The following is a 19884-nucleotide window of genomic DNA, read 5'->3' on the forward strand; positions in this document are numbered from 1 at the left end:
TCAATTAGTCGATTATTTTGTTTCTTTATTTAATAACTTTCAGCTAGAATTACCACTAACAAAAATTAACCGACAATAATTCCACTATTCCGACAAAAAGCAGTGATAATTCGGAAAAATAGCACAAACGCCATACTTTATATTGCACAGAACCTTTAACACCGAGCTTTAGCTTGAGTGCTCTTGGGTCTATAATTAAAGAATAGTGTGAATTAAACCAAGTAGATTATTCCACTTGGTATTAAATAAGCAGAGCAAAGGTAAAAAGTATGATCAGTGTATTTGATATGTTTTCTATTGGTATAGGTCCATCAAGCTCACATACCGTGGGGCCAATGAAAGCGGCAAAACTTTTCGTTGATGCATTAGTTAAGCAAGAATTATTAACTAAGGTCGACCGAGTTAAATGTGAACTGTTTGGCTCATTAGGGCAAACAGGTATTGGCCATGGTACAGGTAAAGCGGTTATTTTAGGCTTCACCGGGCAAACGCCTGAAGGCATTCCGGTTGAATCAATAGAAACTATTTTAGCGGAAGTCGTTAGCAGCCAAAAAATCTCACTCAATGGTAGCCATGAAGTCAACTTCCCTAAAGATGACGCCATTATTTATCACCGCAGAAAAACGCTACCTGCTCATGCTAACGCCATGACCTTATATGCTTATCAAAATGATAGTTTATTATTAGAGCAAACTTATTACTCCATTGGTGGTGGTTTTATTGTTGAAGCCTGTGATTTTGAAAAAGAAAAAGATAAAGCGCTCTCTTTACACACCAATATTAAACGACCACATGTTTTCAGCTCAGGTGATGAATTATTAGCCTTGGCAAGTACTAAGGGGCTAAGTTTTAGTACTATCATGATGGATAATGAAAAGTGCTTAAACGATGAAAAAGTAATTCGCACTAAGCTGGTCACTATTTGGCAAGCAATGAAAGACAGTATCGAACGTGGTATGAACACCGAAGGTATTCTGCCAGGCGGTTTAAAATTAGCTCGCCGTGCCCCTGCGCTATATCGCACTTTGTTGGTAGAAAAATCTACCGACCCTTTAATTGCAATGGACTGGGTCAATTTATTCGCTATGGCGGTAAATGAAGAAAATGCCGCGGGTAGCCGAGTAGTTACCGCACCTACCAACGGTGCCGCAGGTATTATTCCAGCAGTGCTTAGCTACTACGATAAGTTTGTCAAGCCGGTTTCCGATGAAGACTGTGTTCGCTATTTATTAACCGCTGCCGCTATTGGTATTTTATATAAAACCAATGCCTCTATTTCTGGCGCTGAAGTAGGTTGTCAGGGTGAAGTAGGTGTTGCTTGTTCAATGGCCGCAGGCGCATTAACTGAAATTATGGGTGGCACGCCACCACAAGTAGAGAATGCCGCTGAAATAGGTATGGAACACAACCTAGGTTTAACCTGTGACCCTGTTGGCGGCTTAGTACAGGTACCTTGTATTGAACGTAATGCTATGGGATCAGTCAAAGCGATTAACGCTTCACGCCTAGCGCTACGCGGTACTGGCACACAAAAAGTTTCTTTAGATAAAGTTATCAAAACCATGTGGGAAACAGGTAATGATATGAAAACCAAGTACAAAGAAACATCACGCGGTGGTTTAGCGGTAAATATTATCGAATGTTAAGCGAATTTTAGTCGAGTGATAGTTGAATGTTAGTCTCTTTATAATTAACAATATCCACTAAAAAAGCCCCAACAAGTCAGTCTTGTTGGGGCTTTTCTTTAGCTATCACTTTAATCTTTTAGCGTCTAAAAATTATACTGATAACCAACCGATACCGTTAATGGTTTACCGACCATAACAGAGCCATGCATACGGGTAGCCATGTAAGTTTCATTGAGTAAGTTATCGATGCTAAAACGTACTTGCTGATTGTTAGCAATATCATAACTGGCAACAAAATCTATCACGGTACGGGCGTCAATATTCTCATCACTTGCGCCAAGCCCTGCTTCACTGCGCATTTCACCGGTATAACGCACAAGTATGTTGCTGCGCCATTTTTCACCCGCTAAACCAACAACAAATTGCAGCTGATTGGTCGGTACATAAGGGAATTCATAACCTGAATCCACATCACCCCAAAAGTCCGATTCAAAGCTATTTAAAAATTCAGTTTGGGTATGAGTAAAAGTTAAATCAATTGGCATAGAAATATCGCCAAAATCAAAAACATAACCGGCTTTAAATTCAAGACCAGTGATCTTCACTGCGCCGGCATTATATTGCTCACCAATCTTATCATCATCACAATTTTGGCTCGCAGTACAGTTGCCATGCATATTGTCATAATCAGAGTAGAAAACTAACGCTTCTCCGTTGAAAGCACCTTTAGCGTATCTCGCACCTAACTCATAGTTAATGCTTTCTTCATTTTTGGCATCTGCATTACCCGGTGATGGTGGCGCAAAGCCTTTTTGTACACCGCCCAGTAACACTAAATCATCACTTAAATGATAAGTAAGCGCTAACGAAGGTAACACTACATCGACGCTGTTTTTTGTAGTTTCAGGGGCCATTTGACGATCTACATCATTTTTGCCCCAATCTTGGCGCTCGATGACCATATTTTCATAACGCAGGCCGGCATTCACAATAAACTTACCGACAGTCCATTCATCGTGAACAAATAACGCTAAAGCGCTGGCACTATCAATACGATTTGAGTCTGTACCTGGAATACCGGCTTCAGTAAGGTTCATATTGTAAGATGAGTCGAGTTCATATTTATCAACCCATTGATATCTGTCCATTTCATCTTTATGGTAACGGATACCAAATTTTACTTGGTGGCTGTTAAAGTCCGCATCTAATACCGTTTGAATACCTTGCGATAAGTAAGCACGATTATTGGCTTTAACATCAACATCAATTGCACCAGCTGCCACTTTGTCATGCTCTGCTGCGATTTCAATACCACCATCACCTAAGCTTTTACCATTAACCTTACTGGTTTTATACCAGTTACGGCTAAAGTCATTATGATAAACGGTCGTGCCTAAATTAAAGCGACTTGATAGCGCTATCACATGGCTTAGTTGTAACTGCAGGTGCTCGTTAGACATATTATCTTTTTGAGAAGCTGAATAACGGCTGTAAGGAGCAGAGTTAAAATCGCCGGCCGTTAAACCCATATAGGTATCATCAGACTCTTCATCTGAGTACTTAATTTTAAATTCAAGCTCTTGATAGAAAGTGGCATTATCATCAGTGTTATAACGAACTTTAGCTAGAATATCATTTTTGACAAAACCTGTGTCTTGCTCACTATGATTGATATCTTTAAAACCATCAGCTTGGTAACGAAAAACTTCAAATACCGAGCTAATATTTTCGCCCTTGCCACCAACAAAAGCATGCACTTTAGCAAAACCATCTTGCCCTGCTTGTACACTGACCTGCCCCGCTAACTCTTCATCTGGAATTTGACGAGAAATCATATTAATCACGCCACCGGTAGTGCGCGGACCATACATGGCACTTGAAGTACCTTTAAGTACTTCCACTTGTTGCATACGACCGGCTGTTGGAAAGTAATAAGCCGCTGGCGAGGAGTATGGTGCCGGAGCTGCCAATACACCATCTTCCATTATGGTCACCTTTTCACTACGGTTTTGGCCAGTACCACGCATACCAATGTTGGCGCGCAAACCATAACCATCTTCTTCTAAAACATACACCCCAGGGATAGACGTCAAGGTACGCATAATGTCGGTGTAATCGAATTTTTCTAAATCAGCTTGTGATAATTGATGAGCACTGCCGGGAGTATTATTCACCGCGTTACTGTTACCAAAAATAGTAAATTGATCATCTACCGAAGTATCTTTGACCGTATCATCGGCAAGAGCATTACTGGTCACAGTACAAGAGAGGGCACTGGCAATAACCACGCTTAATAGCTTAGGTTTAAATAGATTAAATGATTTAATTGACACTTTTTGACTCCAAATATTTATTGAATACTGTATTGAATTTGGTGTTGAATACAGTCTTTATACTTATATTGCGCGCATTAAATCACGACCAATAATACGAATCAATACTATTTAGATCAGTGTTAACAATCTATTACAAATACCGGTCATGAACTTAGCCGTTAATACATAGACATACCTAGATGAATGGTATGCAGTATAGCCATCAAGGGTAATTAAGCAGCATTAGTAAACATTGTTAGCTATGCTGATAGTTAAGTTAGCAGGGATAAAATTATAACTGAAGGCACTTCAAACTTGATACTAAGACTTGTAATGTATTTAAATAAAAACAAGGCCGCCAAAGACATGATTAGATATTTCACTTCCCCGACAAGCTATGTTCTTCAAGCTATACTGATAATAGGCTTATCCGGCTGCCATAATGACAAAAAAAAACCAGCTCCCTCGATTATTAATAATATTGCACCACTTGCTAGTGATGTGACCATCATCACCCCAACTCAACCCAATAAAGACATAACTGCCAGTTATACTTATTTTGATGAACATGATCTTGAAGGCAGTAGCTTATATAGCTGGTTAATTGACGATATTGTTATAGCTAACTCACTCAGTTTTACCTTGCCAAATGATAGTGAAGGGAAATATTTAACTTTTTGTATTACACCTATAGCGACTACAGGAGAGATAACCCAAGGATTAGAGGTCTGTGAAACACAGGTAATTACCGGGCAATACACAAAACCGACTATTGATGCCTTAGTACTGACTAGCTCCATAACAACGGGTATTGAGGTTTCGGCAACTTACCTGTTTGTAGATGAAAACGAACGGCTTGAAGGTGATAGTGTTTTCAACTGGAAAATAAACGACAGTGATTACAGTGCACAAAAAATCATTACCTTCGGGGTAGAGCACCAAGGCAGTTTCCTTATATTATGCCTAACCCCCATCGCAATCTCCGGTGAAAATGCTACGGGTGATACTATTTGTAGTGACGAAATACTTATAGCAGCTAAGGAAGGTGACGCCCCGTCAATAGAAAACCTACAATTAGCCAATTTTGCCAAAGCAACGAATGAGGTTTCGGTATCATATGACTATGTTGATAGTGATGGTGATTTAGAATTTGATAGCACAACTGTTTGGTCTATTGATGGCGCAGAAGTTAGCCAAATGCCCGATTATATACTGCCTTATGATAGCGCCGGAAAACTGCTATCGGTATGTGTTACCCCTATTGCTATAAGTGGCTCCCCCGCAGAAGGAGCCACTAGCTGCGTAGCAGAATATATCGCGGATATTGTTATCACCGGTAAATTAGAACTATACCAGACCATTAGCTTAGCGATTACCGGTTATAGTTTTAATAGCGTCACTTGGCGCATACTGCACCCAAGCTACTCGTCCATAAGATCTACCGACAGTAGCTCTTTCATCATTACTGGCACGAGTCCAACAGAAGAAGCTAACTGGTTAATTGGTCATGATCTTGAAGTTTGTATTGATACTATCGAATCTGGGGAAATATGTTTATTCGCTTCTGAGCAACCAATCACTGAGATTACTGGCGGTTTACCGACAGAATTAGATACCGACAATAATATCAGCAAGCGCGTTATTGCACCGGTAAGCTTTATTGATTTAACCATTTCAGGTACCAGCAAAAGGTTACATAGACCTCTAAATGTAGTCGAATCAATACTTGCCAATGCTAATAGCGCGGGCAGTGTGCCACTGCATGATGGTCAATACCTAGATATAAATACTGGCCTTGTTTGGGCGATTTACGAACAACAAACTGCCATAGATAGTTGTAGTAATCGCAGCATGATACTGCCCGTGCAAGGAGAAAGTGATACCTCTGATGCCTTTGGCTTGCATCAATTTTACAGTCAAATAGCCAGTAATTATTCGCAATTCATCGGTGCATACATAGTTAGAGCTATGGGCTGGCCTGGGGTCTATTATCGCTCTTCATCATTTCACTCGGTAGGTTACCATTACGATTATTACTTAATTGGCGGCTTTGGCGATTATATCAAGGATGAGACTACCGAGGCTGCAGCTTGTTTAACAACGCTGCCCTAGCCTGAAATACGCCTTGATAGATAAAAGATATCTTCCTACTAACTTGCCTGTTTATACCCAAACCACATGAAGATGCAGCTTCAAGTAGTTTGGGTATATATCGCGTTATTAAGCTCAGAGCTTTTCTTTTGTGAACTCGTTGGATAAGTAAATAGTACTCAAAGCTTAGCTTTGAGTACTGTTGCATAAAAGTTATTTTAAAGAGATGACTTCACTAATGAAAGCTACTAAAGAAGGGATTATTTGATTGCATTTGACCAATAATTCAGTAGCAGTAAGCACCATTTTTTTCAGTGTTTGATATTAAGTGAGGTGCTACATAGGCAGTTAAGCGAATATAGCCTTGATGAGCAGATACCGGCCCTTTGCCAATAAGGCGATAGTAAATATGAGTATTAATTGCAGTAATAATTTACTCTTCGAAAACTATTTTTCCGATAGAAATTTGACGAATAGCACCTGTACCACCAAGTAACTCACCGTTATTTTGTGTTTTTATTAATTTAAATTAGGCCTTAAAAAACCGATCTAATTGTGCATGATCTAATAACACATGGCTTATTATCTCTGCTGGCGCCACTATCTTCTGTGTCACTGCACTAGTAATCATAAATATCACCCGATAATTCATACAAGTGTAAATTTTCTCCGTTCATTAATTAGATAAGGCACATGAAAAAGCACCAACAAGTTTCCTTGTTGGTGCTTAATTTTCAGTATAGTGACTAAAGCTAATTACGCAGCTTTTTCTAACACTGATTTTACAGCTTTAGCATTTGGCTTAAGCCAGACTACTTTCTTATCTGGTCGAACAAAGTGACTAACCAGGCCAATAAAGAATATAGCCAGTAACCAATAAAGCGTAGTGTGATCCATTTCTACCGGCTCAGCTTTGCTCTGTTCTACCAATTTTTGCCCTGTAACTTGCTGGGTTTGTTTGGCTTGACTTGCTGACGCTGGAGGTACTTTCGGCTGTGCTGGAGCTTGTGCCAATGCCTCTGCTAATGCCTTAGATAGGGGCATTAAACCAAAACCAACGGCGGCACTGTCCATATACTCATTGAATTTTACATTGTCAGTAACAACATCAAATTTTGTCGCAAGTTCTGAGTAAGTTGCTACCATTGTCTTGATAGTTGCTTCATCAGCTTGCCAGTAGCCTTTACGCACAGCTTCAAGCATACGCTCGATAATTTGCGCTAAACTTTCGGCATTATGCTCTTCAAAAAATTCACGCATATCCATTTGGTATTTATCTTCAACATAGACTTCAAAGAACTCTTGCCATTGATCATCACGTATCGCCTCAGGCGTCATGACTTCCCAACCCCACATGTTATTCATGCGGTCTAAAATGACCGTAGCGCCAGCATAACCAGAGTCTTGCATGGCTTTAATCCAACGTGGATGGAAATAGCGGCTACGCATTTCTTGATTAATAAATTCAGCCAGGGTTTGTACCTTTAACTGATCTTTTTTACGCAAGTTAGAAACATACATTTCCGGAGTTTTACCATCTAGATGGCGTATTGCTAAGCCGATACCACCAAAATATTGGAACGGATCATCATTGGTCAGTAAGGCATAAAGATTGGTTGAACGGGAGAAAATCACGCCCTGAGTACCTGAAAGCACTTTTGCATATAAACCTTGGCCTGCCCCTAAAGCATTAGCAACATTTTCACTCCAACGTTTTTCGTCGCTGCCATAAGCAAAGCCCATGCGATCAAGATAAAGGTTAGCTAATTTATCATCGGTTTCCCAAGTATCCGAGGCTAATGAGCTACCCGCTAAACCAGTACCATAGTTACCGGTTTCATTAGAGAAAATACGAATAGATGATAAATAATCAGCATCTTCTGCTGATGTTCCTTGGGCAAGTAACTCAGCTTTTAAAGCTGTTGCGTGGCGATAGACAAAGTTATTGTCTTCTTTCATTTTAGCCACTTTATCAATGGCTTTTGCTAACCATAACATCACATTAGGAAAGGCATCTCGGTATAAACCTGTGGTAGAGATAACCACATCAATACGTGGACGTTTTAATTCGCTATAAGGAATAACCTCCGTACCGACCACATGTCCCTGATGATTCCACTTAGGTTTTACACCTAGGGCATGGAGTATTTGCGCTTCTAAGGCACCTTGATGACGCATCGTTTCTAATGACCACAAGGAGAAGGCTAACTTTTGTGGGAACTTACCATGCTTTTCAACATAAGCCGCTATGGTTTGGTCCATCAGAGTAACACCGGCATCGTAGGCTTCTTTTGAAGGTACTTTAGCTGGATTAACACCAATAAGATTACGGCCGGTTGGTACGGCTTCAGGGTTACGAATGGGGTCACCACCATAACTGGTTTTGATGTAGTTACCTTCTAGCGCAAGTAATAAGTTTTGTGTTTCAGCTATGGCTTGGAAGTTATACCAATAAGTTTTGGCTACCTTTAGGTCAGCAACTAATTGCTCATCTAAATCAGATAAAGTCTCAGACGTACCTTTTAAAGAGCCGATATAGGCTTTTAATAACTGAAAACCATCAAGTGCCGGTAGCTTTTTAACATTTCGTTGATCAAACTGCTCTGCTTTGGCAATAGTCATGTTATGCGCTTGCTCATATTCTGCCGCGCGCTTCGTGAAGTCATCACCTAACATTTGCAACATGGTAGTAAATAAATGCGCATCTTTTGGCAAATCGCCAAAAACATGCACCCCTAATGGTTGGCTCATTTGCGCCAAGGCATTTAAGTGGTCTTGTAATTTAGCGATATAGTTATCAAAATCAGCGGCCATGGTCTCTGGCTCAATGGCTAAATCTTTTAACATATTTAGCTCTTCTGCCATAACTATGATGCTGTTTTGAGTATTCGCCTTGGTTTTTCCTGCCGATAACATTAAGTAATTGTTAATTTTTTCATTTAATGTTGCCACTTCAGTATATAAACCGGCTTTGGCAAAACCTGGTGTTAGGTGGCTTATCATAGTCGCTCGACCACGACGTTTAGCCTGCATAGCCTCACCAACATTATCGATAATATAGGGATAAAATACCGGCAAGTTGCCTAAAGCTAAACTCGGTGCATCATAGACAGATAAACCACGTTCTTTACCGGTGAGCCATTCTTGACTGCCATGAGTCCCTAAGTGAATATAGGCATCAGCGCCGAAGATTTCTCGGGCAAATAAATAGCTGGCTAGGTAGCTATGATTAATCGGTGTTTTAGTGCTGTGGTATAAATTGGCATGCTCTTGGGCATCGTCACCACGAACACCTTGGGGTATCACTATCATATTGCCAAGGTTCATTCTTGGAATAATAAACGCGGGTATGGTTTCGCCGTTAATTTTTGCTTGTCGTAACATGCTACTTTCTTCTGGCTTGCCCCAACGGGCAATAATAGCTTCAGTAACCTCTGCTGGCAGGGCATTAAACCAATTAAGGTAAGTAGTTAACGGCATATATTCGGCCAAATCGAGGGCGATTAACTGCTCAACATCTTCGCCGCGATAATAGGGGCGTAATAACTTACCCGCTGACTCAATGATTTCTTTATGACCTTTAACATCAATGTTGTAGCCTTTGTCTTTCATCGCTTTAGCGATATTTTCAATGGATGTTGGTACGTCTAAAAAGGCGGCACCAATATTTTTCTCACCTGGTGGGTAGTTCCAAATAAAAGTGGCTATTTTTTTATCACTGTTGTTGATATGCGCTAGCTTGGCATGATTATAAGCACGCTCAACTAAGGCATTTAACTGATAATCAATTACCGTTTTAACACCTTTGTTCTTGCCGGTACCGTTGGCGGCAATAATAGTAGGGTCTGCGCTACCGGTATCTTCTGGCATCACCAAAAAAAATGGTGTTAATGATGGTGAAATACCGGCATGGTCTTGTTCAAAGCTGGCTTGATCGCCTTCGGTATAATTAAGGGCATGTAATACTGGCACACCCAGTTGTTCAAACTCAGTTCGACGCTTAGCAACAAAATGTAATGAGCGATAGTTAATCAATAAATCAACACGGCTTTTAGTGGTAGTCATGGTGCCTTGTGCACTTGCAATACTGCCAGAGCTTTCGACCGTCAATAAATCAGTGAACTTCGTTGCTTGATCTTCACCTTCGAAGAAATAAGCTAAGGCTTTAGCGCCCTTTGCTTCAAGACCTTTAATCAAGGCATCGACGATTTGTTGTTGTTCATAATCAATAACACTTCTATGGATACCAATAGCAATTACCGGTTGATTGTCGGCAATATTTAGATACTGAAAAAAGGTTTCTTCATCGGCGGTCACTAAACCGGGAAAATCATAATGGTATAAGCCAACATTTGGCACAATAATAGGCGCTTTGGCGGTAAGCGAAGATAGCTTTAAAAAATCATTGGCAAGGTAAAGCATCAAATTACCATAATTATCACGACCAGCATTATTGTAATAAAGGGCAATGTTTTTAGCTTGTTCGCTTGGTAAGCCTTGGTTCATGTTAGCGTTATGTAAATCGCCCAAGGAGATAACCGGCACTGAAGAAAATTCACTGACATAAGCTTGGTATTTACCAAACATGAATTTAGACAAAGCCGGATTGATACCATCAAGCATTATTAAGCTGGCTTTCGACCAAGCCGCTTTAATATCTTCTGCTGATTTGCCTTTGCTGGAAAAATTAACTAGCTCAAACGGTTGCTCTTTTGCTAATAATTGCAATAAGTCGCCCTTAGGTTTAGAGACGTGAGAGGACATCATCAGTAATATTTTCGGCTTAACTTGTGCCTTATTTGACTGCTTATCTACCGTGGTAGAGGGCTCAGCAACACTGACATTTACTAAGCACATTAGTGCTAAAGCCGTTAGTAAAGTAAGTTTATTTAAAATTTTTGTTATCATTATATTTTTGAGAACCTTTTTAACCTCAGCTCGGGTTAATGGTTGTTAATTAGAGTAAATATATAGCCAAGCTAGGTAAAATGCCTTTTCAGCACGCCTGAGTAATTCATGATGTTTGGCTATAAAGACAATATATCGGTTAGTGAGCCAGAGCATGCATAGCTCAGCTATGCATGCTCGCCACCGCAATAGCGTTCCACCAATAAGGCGTTATTACTATTGATAGCAATAACAACTCATATAGAGGAAAAAATAGCGACTTAAACTAACGCAACTAATCCCTCGTTGGCTTAGTTGCTACTGACATGGACTCAGTTTGTGCTGCAACACCTTCAGGTACATAAATAAAACTACCATCAGCCATTTTATACGCAACACCGGCTCGCACACCTTCACCTGAGCCGACTTTTCCAGTAGATTTGTATTGTTTAATTTCTTTGCCTTTTTTAACAATCACTTCCATATTTGGCTTACCGGGATTTTTTATCACGGTAACATCATCACTGGAAAAGGTGCTCAAGGGATTTTGTGCTAACGCAATTAACAAGGCGGTAATGATGACCAAAAACACATCAATCAAGTTAACAGCACTAAGAATGGGGTTTAGCTCTTCATCTTCATCAAGAAAGCGCATTATGCCTGACCTTTAATTTTTCTAATGTTAATTAATTCAACGGCACACCAGCGTTTTTTCACCGAGGCCGGCCAAAACGTTAACGATGAAATTACCATGCCCCAAATAACGGCGGCAAAAGCAATGATCAAGTTTTCACTAATGCCTTGGATATTGCCATCAGCCAAGGCTTGTAGTGCTGGCCCCATGGGAATCATGGTGGCAATCAAGCCTAACATTGGCGCAATTCGTGTCACTATACGCAGGTTTTCTAATTGCTTTAGCGCCACCACTTCCAATTCATCTTCACTGGCATGAGGGTTGTTAATAAAATGGTTATGGATGGGATAACCATTATGTGTGGTCACCTTCGGTAGGTCTGCTTGGGAAATCTGGCGTACATAAGCCAGTTTGTTTTGTTTTCTAACTAAGTACTGTGAGAAAAATCGCCCTAATGCATATATGGCGTAAACGACTAACGAACAGATTAAAATAATAACGGGCGTCATCAATAGTTCTGATGTTTGTGCCATGGTTATTTCTAAAGAATGAATATTCACTGTGCTAATTACCTCGTAAAAATTAAGCCAAACAATTGTACAACTCTCCGAACAACATATCAAATAATAATTATTATCATTTAGGTTTACATTTGCATTTCCACTCTGTATGGTACTCACGAAATTAATAAGCAACGTCTGTTTCTTGCACAAATGCACAATGGATACTTGCTGAAGTATTGCTTTTCCTGAAGCAAATTATTTACTTAATACCCCTATTTTATATTTAGGTGTATCTCTTTCTAATAGGAATAAAAAATGTTTATGCCCAAGCGCGCCCTCCTCGCAATCGCGATTTCCACAGCCATTTTTGTCGCACCGTCAAGTTATGCTGAAGACAATGTCCATAACACTGTTCATAGTGCCTTAGAAAGAATTGTTATTAGTGGTACTAAAACAGAAAAGCCACTAAAAGATGTTGCTGGTAGTATCTCGGTCATCACAGAGCAAGACATTGAAAGACAGCTAGTTACCGACATGAGCCAGTTATTTAAATATGATCCCAGTGTACAAGTGACCGGCAGTATCGGCGGCGCACAAAATATTATCGTGCGTGGCATGGGCGGCGATCGTGTCTTAATGATCAAAGACGGCATGCGTATGAACGAAGGTTATGGCGCCAATGGCTTAAATGATATTGTTGGTCGTGGTTTTATTGACACCGATACCTTAAAACAAGTGGAAGTAGCTAAGGGTGCCTCTTCTTCGCTTTATGGCTCTGATGCCTTAGGCGGTATTATCGTCTTTACCACTAAAGACGCTGCAGATTACTTAACGGATGGTGAAACCTTTGCTGGTACGGTTAAAGTTGGCTACACCGATGATGGTAAGCAAGGCAATATAGGTACTACCCTAGCTTTAGCAACCGGGGATTTTGAGCAGGTACTAAACCTAACTTACCGCGACGGTGAAGAGTCACAGAACTATGCTGGTACAAAACCGTCATTAGCGATTGAATCAAGCAGTATGTTCTATAAAGCAAAATACCACTTCAATGATGATACTTACCTTAGCTTTACTGCTGACATCTGGCAGCAAGATGTTACCGGTGATCTTGCTTACGGGCTATTAGGTTATTTTAGAGATCTTGAAGGTTATAGCATTATTGATGAAAATAGCCAAAGTCAAAAAGATAACCAATCCTTGCAATTGCGCTTTCATAGTGAGACTAAAACAGCCGTTTATGATCTGCTCAATGTCTCGCTTTATAGCAATAGTACTGAACAAGAAGATATTGAATATGGTCAGTTAGACATAAACGCTAATTATGGTTATCCGCTAATTGAAATTCGCGATATGTGGAAAACCGCGCTTTATAAACAAGCGACCCTAGGTTTTTTATCTAACGCCAGCCTAGCCCTAAATGACACTCACACTATTGGTTATGGTTTAGATATTGAACAATCGACTTCTAGCCGTACCGAAGTGAAACTTTATTCCGTCGAAGGTACGCCAAAAAATGGCTACCCACAAGCAACGGATAAATTCCCAGAGACTGATGTTTTTCGCGCTGGTTTCTTTATTAATGATGAAATTTCGTTGTTAGATGGCAAGCTTTTATTCACCCCTGGTGCCCGTTTTGATACTTACCAAATGGATGCTAATGGCGCGCTAAAAGAAGACGGAACCCCCTACGCAGATTTTGATGAAAACCATGTTTCATTAAGCATTGGCGGCCTATATAAGTTTACCAACACCATTGCTGGCTTTGCCCAATATGGACAAGGTTTTAAAGTACCTGCTTATGATTTAGCCTACATTGAGCATGATAATTCAATGTACGGGTATAAGATTGTCCCTAGTGATGATTTAGCACCCGAAGAAAGTGATAATTTTGAAATTGGTCTACGTGGCCATACTGGCAATTTTTTCTTTTCGACCGCTATATATTACAGCACGTTTGATAACTTCTTAGCAACAGAGGTTATTGGCCATGAAACTATTACCGACCCATACACGGGTCAAGATATGCTGGTAGAAATCAATCAATATCAAAATATTGACTCAGTGACACTTAAAGGTATTGAAGCAGCGGTTCGTTATCATATCAATGATAGTTTTTCTGTCTTTGCCAATGCCGCCTATCAAGACGGTAAAGATGATGAAAGTGGTGATTACCTAACCAGTATTTCACCACTTTCAGGCATAACAGGTGTTAGTTATGAAGTAGATGATTTATCTGCTGAGTTAATAGTTAACTGGGCTACTCGTATGGAAAAAGTGAATGATGGCAGCCCTGAAATTGCTGGCTATGGCACGGTTGATTTCTTAACTAGCTACCAAGTTACTGATGAATTTAGAGTTAGCCTAGCAATAACCAATATCACTGACAAAGAATATGTTAAATATCTAAACGGTGCTGGCCATAAAGATATGGCGACTTTATCAGATGTTACTGAAGCTGGACGTGGTTTCTCTGCATCAATGCGTTATGATTTCTAATGAGTCGCTAATAGCGTGTTTAATGAAATAACAACAATGGCCGTATCAATGATACGGCCATTTTTATATTTAAAAACCTTATCGCAATGTCTTATAATAAGTATTAAATACCCTATATAAGACGATAACGTTTACACCGAAAATGGATATTTAATCGCCTCATGGCACTCGTAACCTTCTACTTTAAAATCATCCATGGTTACCCAAGTCTCTAAATCTTCTAATGATTTGATGTCTGGGTTGATGATAAGTTTTGGCAACGCCATCGGTTCACGTTTTAGCTGCACCTCTTGCATTAACGATAACTGGTCTTCATAAATATGGGCATTAACAATTTTGTGATAGGCCATACCGGCTTTTTTACCGGTTATTTGCGCCATTAACGCCAAAAAGGTAAACACTTGCACCTGGTTAAAGTTAAGTCCTAGCGGTACATCACACGAACGCTGAAAGCTGGTTAGGTGTAAAGTATCGCCCAATAACGAGAAGTTATGAGTATGCATACAAGGTCTTAAACAGCCCAAGTGAAATTCACCTGGGTTGTAAAAAGTCATAATTTCAGCGCGATCATCAATACCGTTTTTTAGGTTATCAACAATCTTCTTCAGTTGATCAATAGTGCCGCCATCGGGCTTAGCCCAAGCGCGGGCTTGAACACCATACACGCGGCCCATATCATCTTCACCTTTACGGTGGGAGTTATTCAGCCAAGCTGCATTTAAATTGGCATTGGCATCCCACGTTTTAGTGCCTAATTTACGAAAATCACTGGCATTATCATAGCCACGGATATAACCAATAAATTCCGCTATGGCCGATTTATAAAAGCTTTTACGGGTGGTAATTAACGGAAATTCATTAGCGCCAACATTGTATTCTAAATCGGCATTAATCACCGTCAAACAACGCTTGCCAGTACGCTCATTTTCAACCCAGGTACCTTGATCAACAATGCGTTGACATAAATCTAAATAAGCGCGCATTAACTATTTCCTTTGGCAGATTTTATCGATGATGAGCTATTAGCTTTCTTTGATGATGAGCTAGCAGATGTACTGGTCGACTTCGCACTGGCTTTGCTCACTTTTTTACTCTCATTAATGGCCAATTTTTGCTGCTGGTTGTACCCCCAATAAATGATAAACAGTCCAATAAGTATCATGGGAATACTTAATATTTGCCCTTTGGAGATAAAAGAGAAATACAAACCTAAATGAGCATCTGGCTCACGGAAGAATTCGACCATACTTCTGAAAACACCATAACCAATTAAAAACACCCCCGAGGTTAAACCTAAACTGCGTGGCTTACGGGTAATAACATACAAAATAATAAACAATACCACGCCTTCTAAAAAGAATTCATAGAGCTGTGAGGGATGACGCGGAACTTGTAAGGCATCTGTTGGGAAAACCATAGCCCAAGGCACATCAGTTTGACGTCCCCAGAGCTCGGCATTGATAAAGTTGCCTAAACGGCCCATGCCTAAACCAATAGGTACTAAGGGCACAATGAAATCGCCGACCGCTAAAAAGGACTTATTGGTCTTACGGGCAAAAATCAGTACCGCTAAAGTAACCCCCAGTAAGCCACCATGAAAAGACATGCCACCTTGCCATATTTGTAATAGGTATAAGGGATCAGCTAAGAAGTAGTCAAACTGGTAAAACAGCACGTAGCCAATACGGCCACCTAAAATAACGCCGATAAAACCGTAAAATAATACATCACTGACTTGCTCACGTGTCCATAAGCCATTACTTTTATCAGCCGCCTTGTTTGCCATAAACAGTGCGGCAAGAAAACCAATTAAGTACATAGTGCCATACCAACGTAATGATACTGGGCCAATGCTAAAAATGATGGGGTCTATCACGGGGAATTGTAAAAACTTATCTGTCATTGCTGGTCCATTTTTTAGATAAAAGTTAGAGATAAAAGGTTAAAAGATAAAATCTTTGCTTAATGCGCACGATTATACCCTGTTATGGCTAAAAGGTTATTTATTAAAATACTTAACTGCAAACCACTCAACTTAAAAAATCAGTTAAAACTGGTTAACTAAGCATCATTTTAATAGCGACAAGAATAAGAAAAACCGCAAAAATTTTCTTCAAGGTTTTCACCGGTAATTGACTGGCATATTTAACCCCTATCGGCGCAAATATTATCGAACTCATCACTATGCCCAATAAGGCTGGCAAATAAATATAACCGAAACTCCACTCAGGCAAATTTGTTAAATTAAAGCCAGTAATGATGTAACCAAGTGAGCCAAATAAGGCCACCATAACGCCACAAGCGGTTGCTATACCAATGCTATGGCGCACCGACACGCCGAAAAAACTCAACATGGGTACTAAAATAGCACCGCCAGCAATGCCCATTAAACTGGCAATAACGCCGGTAAAAAAGCTAAGTGATGGCAAAACATAAGTGGCGGGCAGTGACCTTACTTTTGAGGCATTTATCGAAAGTAACATGTAAACCGCCAGTAAAACCACGACAACAGAGAAAAACCCGGCCAACACTTCACTCGAAAGAGAATCAGCAATGAAAGCGCCTAACAATGCCCCTATGGCGATTAAGATCATTAATGGTCTGGCTAATGACCAGGGGATATTATCTTGTCTATGGTGGGCGAATGCCGCACTGGCCGAGGTAATGACAATTGCCCCTAAAGACGTGCCTAACGCCACCGGCATTACTATCTCGCTACTCACGCCAACCAGTGGCAGTAAATACACCAGTGCTGGTACGATAATAAGACCGCCACCTATGCCTAACAGGCCAGCAAGAAAACCAACAATACTACCTAAAACGAGACAAAATATTAATACAGTTAAAATCATACTAGTTAGCGGCAAGTCCGCCCTTCTATCAATTATTGCTCAAAAAGGAGGGGGAAACAGCCCCTAACCACCCGCGTGAATAAAAACACCCAGGCCAAGTGCTTCCAGCTGTTCATTGAGATAACTATGTACTTGCTTAGCCGTTGTTAAGGTTAAGACTTTAGCTAAAATAGTTTCTGCTTGAGTAAAGGTAATGTGACGAATAACCCATTTAATACGGGGTACGTTATGACCATTCATGCTTATTTTGTCATAACCCATGGCCAATAATAAAATGGCCCCGGCAGGTTGTGCCGCCAATTCACCACATAAACTAATGGGCGTTAAATATTGCGCCGATTGCTGAGCCAAGCTATTTAAAGCCGTTAATACCGCCGGATGAAAAGCATCATATAAATTAGCCACCTGGCTATTATTTCGATCGACCGCTAATAAATACTGCGTTAAGTCATTACTACCAACAGAGAAAAAATCAACACGTTTTGCTAGCGCTTCCATTTGAAATATAACTGAAGGCACCTCTAGCATAATACCCACTTTGGGCCGTACTAATTGCGCCGATACAGCCTGAGCTTTCAATTGTGCTTGCTGGAGACTTAAGTGACCATCGGCATTGCTTGCTGACATTAGCTCTGTGGTTATTGCTGTGGTCAATTCCGCTTTTAGCTCGGCAAACGCCTGATTGATTAAGCGAATGGATTCATCTACTTCTTCAACACCAGAGATCATCGGCAACATGATTTCTAAATTATTTAAGCCTTGATTGGCCCGTAACATTGCCCGCACCTGCACCAGAAATATTTCCGGATGATCTAGGGTAATACGAATGCCGCGCCAGCCCAGAAAAGGGTTTTCTTCATTAATAGGAAAATACGGCAGTGATTTATCGCCGCCGACATCTAAAGTACGCATGGTGACACTATGTTTAGGAAAGACCTGTAGCACTTTGCGATATAACTTAGTTTGCTCTTGCTCCGAGGGAAAACAGTGCCTATTCATAAAGGGTATTTCGGTGCGATATAAACCAATACCAAGGGCACCAAGTTGCGCATTATGTTCAAATCCTGCCGATAAACCGGCATTGAGTAACACTTCAATCGCTCTACCATCTTGGGTAATACAAGGCAGGTGTGCCACGGCCATGACTTTATCGGTCAGGGCTTTTTCTTGGCTTAATAAATACTGATATTCTTGTATTAAAGTTTCATCAGGTTTGATAAATAACTCGCCACTATAACCATCAAGTATCGCCTGTTGCTGGTGTAATTGACTAAGCACTATGGCATTAACCCCCATAATGGCCGGCAAACCTAATGAACGCGCTAAAATAGCCGCGTGAGAATTATTTGAACCTGATAAGGAAATAATGCCAAGCAGACCCTGATGCTGATATTGAGCGACCATGGCGGCACTAACGTCTTGTGCCAGCAAAATAAATTCGTTGGGCAATAGCTGTTCTTCTTGCGCTTGTTGCTGAAGATTAATCAATAAACGCGTGCCTAAGTCTCGAATATCACTGGCGCGCTCGCGAAAGTAGCTGTCTTCAATGGCTTCAAATTGACTAATATAATGCTCGATCACTAACCTTAAGGCACTATCCGCACGCCAACCTTGGGCGATTTTCGCGGCAACCTCTTGGCCTAAATTGGCATGTTCTAATAATTGTTTGTAAACATCAAAAATAGCTAAGCTGTCATCATCAATCGTTTCACTCAATTTACTACTTAGGGCATTAAATTCTAAACGCGTTTTTTCAACGGCTTGTTCAAAGCGCAATAACTGTTTTGGCCTATCGTTAGATTTTTTTAATGAGACCGCAGCAAGATCAGCTTGCGGTTGGCAGACGAAAATTTGACCTAAGGCTATTCCTGGCGCGCCAGCAATACCATGTAATTGTTTAACACCTTGATTGTGTTCTTCTTGCTGATTCAGTAAATTTTTAATTTCGGCATTAGCCAAAGCACCGGCTAATTGCGCTGACAGTGTCACTAAAAAAGCTTCGTCATTTTCAGTAAAATGACGCGACTCTTTTTGCTGAATCGCTAAAATACCTAACACTTTACGTTGATGAATAATGGGCGTGCCCAAAAAGGCATTAAAATCCTCTTCTTCAACTTCTGGAGCGTGAATAAAGTCTTGATGCTGCTGAGCATCAGCAATATTTAACGGTTCTTCTCGTTGGCCGACAAGACCGACTAAGCCCTCAGAAAAACCGATACAGGTTTGTCCTTGTGAAGTTTTAGCTAAGCCATCAGAAGCCATTAATAAAAAATGTTGCTGGTGATAATCGGCAAGATAAATTGAGCAACAATCAGTTTTCATGGCTTTTTTTACACTAGATACCATACGTTCTAACGCATTTTGCAGTTCAGCCTCTTGACTAAATTCCAAGACTATTCGACGTAAGGTAGTTAACATTTAAGGCCTCAAAAATTTATTAAGGGTTAGCATAAAGTGAAAGTTAGAAAAAAATAA

Annotated in this window: 11 protein-coding genes; 3 read left to right on the plus strand and 8 right to left on the minus strand. The window is 40.4% G+C overall.

The window, feature by feature from the left end; translation table 11 throughout:
- The first annotated feature begins 269 nt into the window (after positions 1-269).
- Complete coding sequence (locus tag MTCD1_RS04700) at positions 270-1646, plus strand: L-serine ammonia-lyase (RefSeq protein ID WP_057181597.1); 1377 nt, start codon at positions 270-272, stop codon at positions 1644-1646.
- A gap of 125 nt (positions 1647-1771) precedes the next feature.
- On the opposite strand, the gene MTCD1_RS04705 is transcribed toward MTCD1_RS04700, so the two are convergent.
- On the minus strand, positions 1772-3961 hold the full coding sequence (locus MTCD1_RS04705) for a TonB-dependent receptor family protein (protein WP_057181598.1): 2190 nt from the start codon (positions 3959-3961) through the stop codon (positions 1772-1774).
- Positions 3962-4276: 315 nt separating this feature from the next.
- Between MTCD1_RS04705 and MTCD1_RS04710 the strand changes: the two genes are divergently transcribed.
- On the plus strand, positions 4277-6055 hold the full coding sequence (locus MTCD1_RS04710) for a hypothetical protein (RefSeq protein ID WP_057181599.1): 1779 nt from the start codon (positions 4277-4279) through the stop codon (positions 6053-6055).
- Positions 6056-6790: 735 nt separating this feature from the next.
- Here MTCD1_RS04710 and MTCD1_RS04715 read toward each other — a convergent pair.
- The 3 genes from MTCD1_RS04715 to MTCD1_RS04725 all read right to left on the minus strand — a co-directional run bounded on the left by MTCD1_RS04715 (position 6791) and on the right by MTCD1_RS04725 (position 12115).
- Positions 6791-10942, minus strand: a complete 4152-nt coding sequence (locus MTCD1_RS04715) for a cobaltochelatase subunit CobN (protein ID WP_082606545.1) — start codon at positions 10940-10942, stop codon at positions 6791-6793.
- Positions 10943-11216: 274 nt separating this feature from the next.
- Positions 11217-11576 (minus strand): DUF2149 domain-containing protein, encoded by a 360-nt coding sequence (locus MTCD1_RS04720; RefSeq protein WP_057181600.1) that lies wholly within the window; start codon positions 11574-11576, stop codon positions 11217-11219.
- Complete coding sequence (locus tag MTCD1_RS04725) at positions 11576-12115, minus strand: MotA/TolQ/ExbB proton channel family protein (protein WP_057181601.1); 540 nt, start codon at positions 12113-12115, stop codon at positions 11576-11578. Before MTCD1_RS04725 ends, MTCD1_RS04720 begins: the two co-directional genes overlap by 1 nt.
- Positions 12116-12373: 258 nt before the next feature.
- On the opposite strand from MTCD1_RS04725, the gene MTCD1_RS04730 reads away from it, so the two are divergent.
- Positions 12374-14557 (plus strand): TonB-dependent hemoglobin/transferrin/lactoferrin family receptor, encoded by a 2184-nt coding sequence (locus MTCD1_RS04730; protein ID WP_057181602.1) that lies wholly within the window; start codon positions 12374-12376, stop codon positions 14555-14557.
- 131 nt (positions 14558-14688) lie between these two features.
- On the opposite strand, the gene MTCD1_RS04735 is transcribed toward MTCD1_RS04730, so the two are convergent.
- From MTCD1_RS04735 to ptsP, 4 genes are all read right to left on the minus strand, one after another.
- Positions 14689-15540, minus strand: coding sequence for a thymidylate synthase (locus MTCD1_RS04735; RefSeq protein WP_057181603.1), 852 nt, complete (start codon positions 15538-15540; stop codon positions 14689-14691).
- Positions 15540-16460 carry a prolipoprotein diacylglyceryl transferase gene (gene lgt, locus MTCD1_RS04740; RefSeq protein WP_057181604.1) on the minus strand — a complete coding sequence of 307 codons (921 nt, stop codon included), beginning with the start codon at positions 16458-16460 and terminating at the stop codon, positions 15540-15542. The genes MTCD1_RS04735 and lgt overlap by 1 nt, the downstream gene beginning before the upstream one ends.
- Positions 16461-16614: 154 nt before the next feature.
- A complete protein-coding gene (locus MTCD1_RS04745) occupies positions 16615-17409 on the minus strand; it encodes a sulfite exporter TauE/SafE family protein (protein WP_057181605.1) in 795 nt (264 codons plus the stop codon).
- 63 nt (positions 17410-17472) lie between these two features.
- Entirely contained in the window at positions 17473-19827 is a 2355-nt protein-coding gene (gene ptsP / locus MTCD1_RS04750; RefSeq protein ID WP_057181606.1) for a phosphoenolpyruvate--protein phosphotransferase, read from the minus strand.
- Positions 19828-19884: the final 57 nt, after the last annotated feature.

Source organism: Colwellia marinimaniae (genome assembly GCF_002207865.1).
GTDB classification, from domain to species: domain Bacteria; phylum Pseudomonadota; class Gammaproteobacteria; order Enterobacterales; family Alteromonadaceae; genus Colwellia; species Colwellia marinimaniae.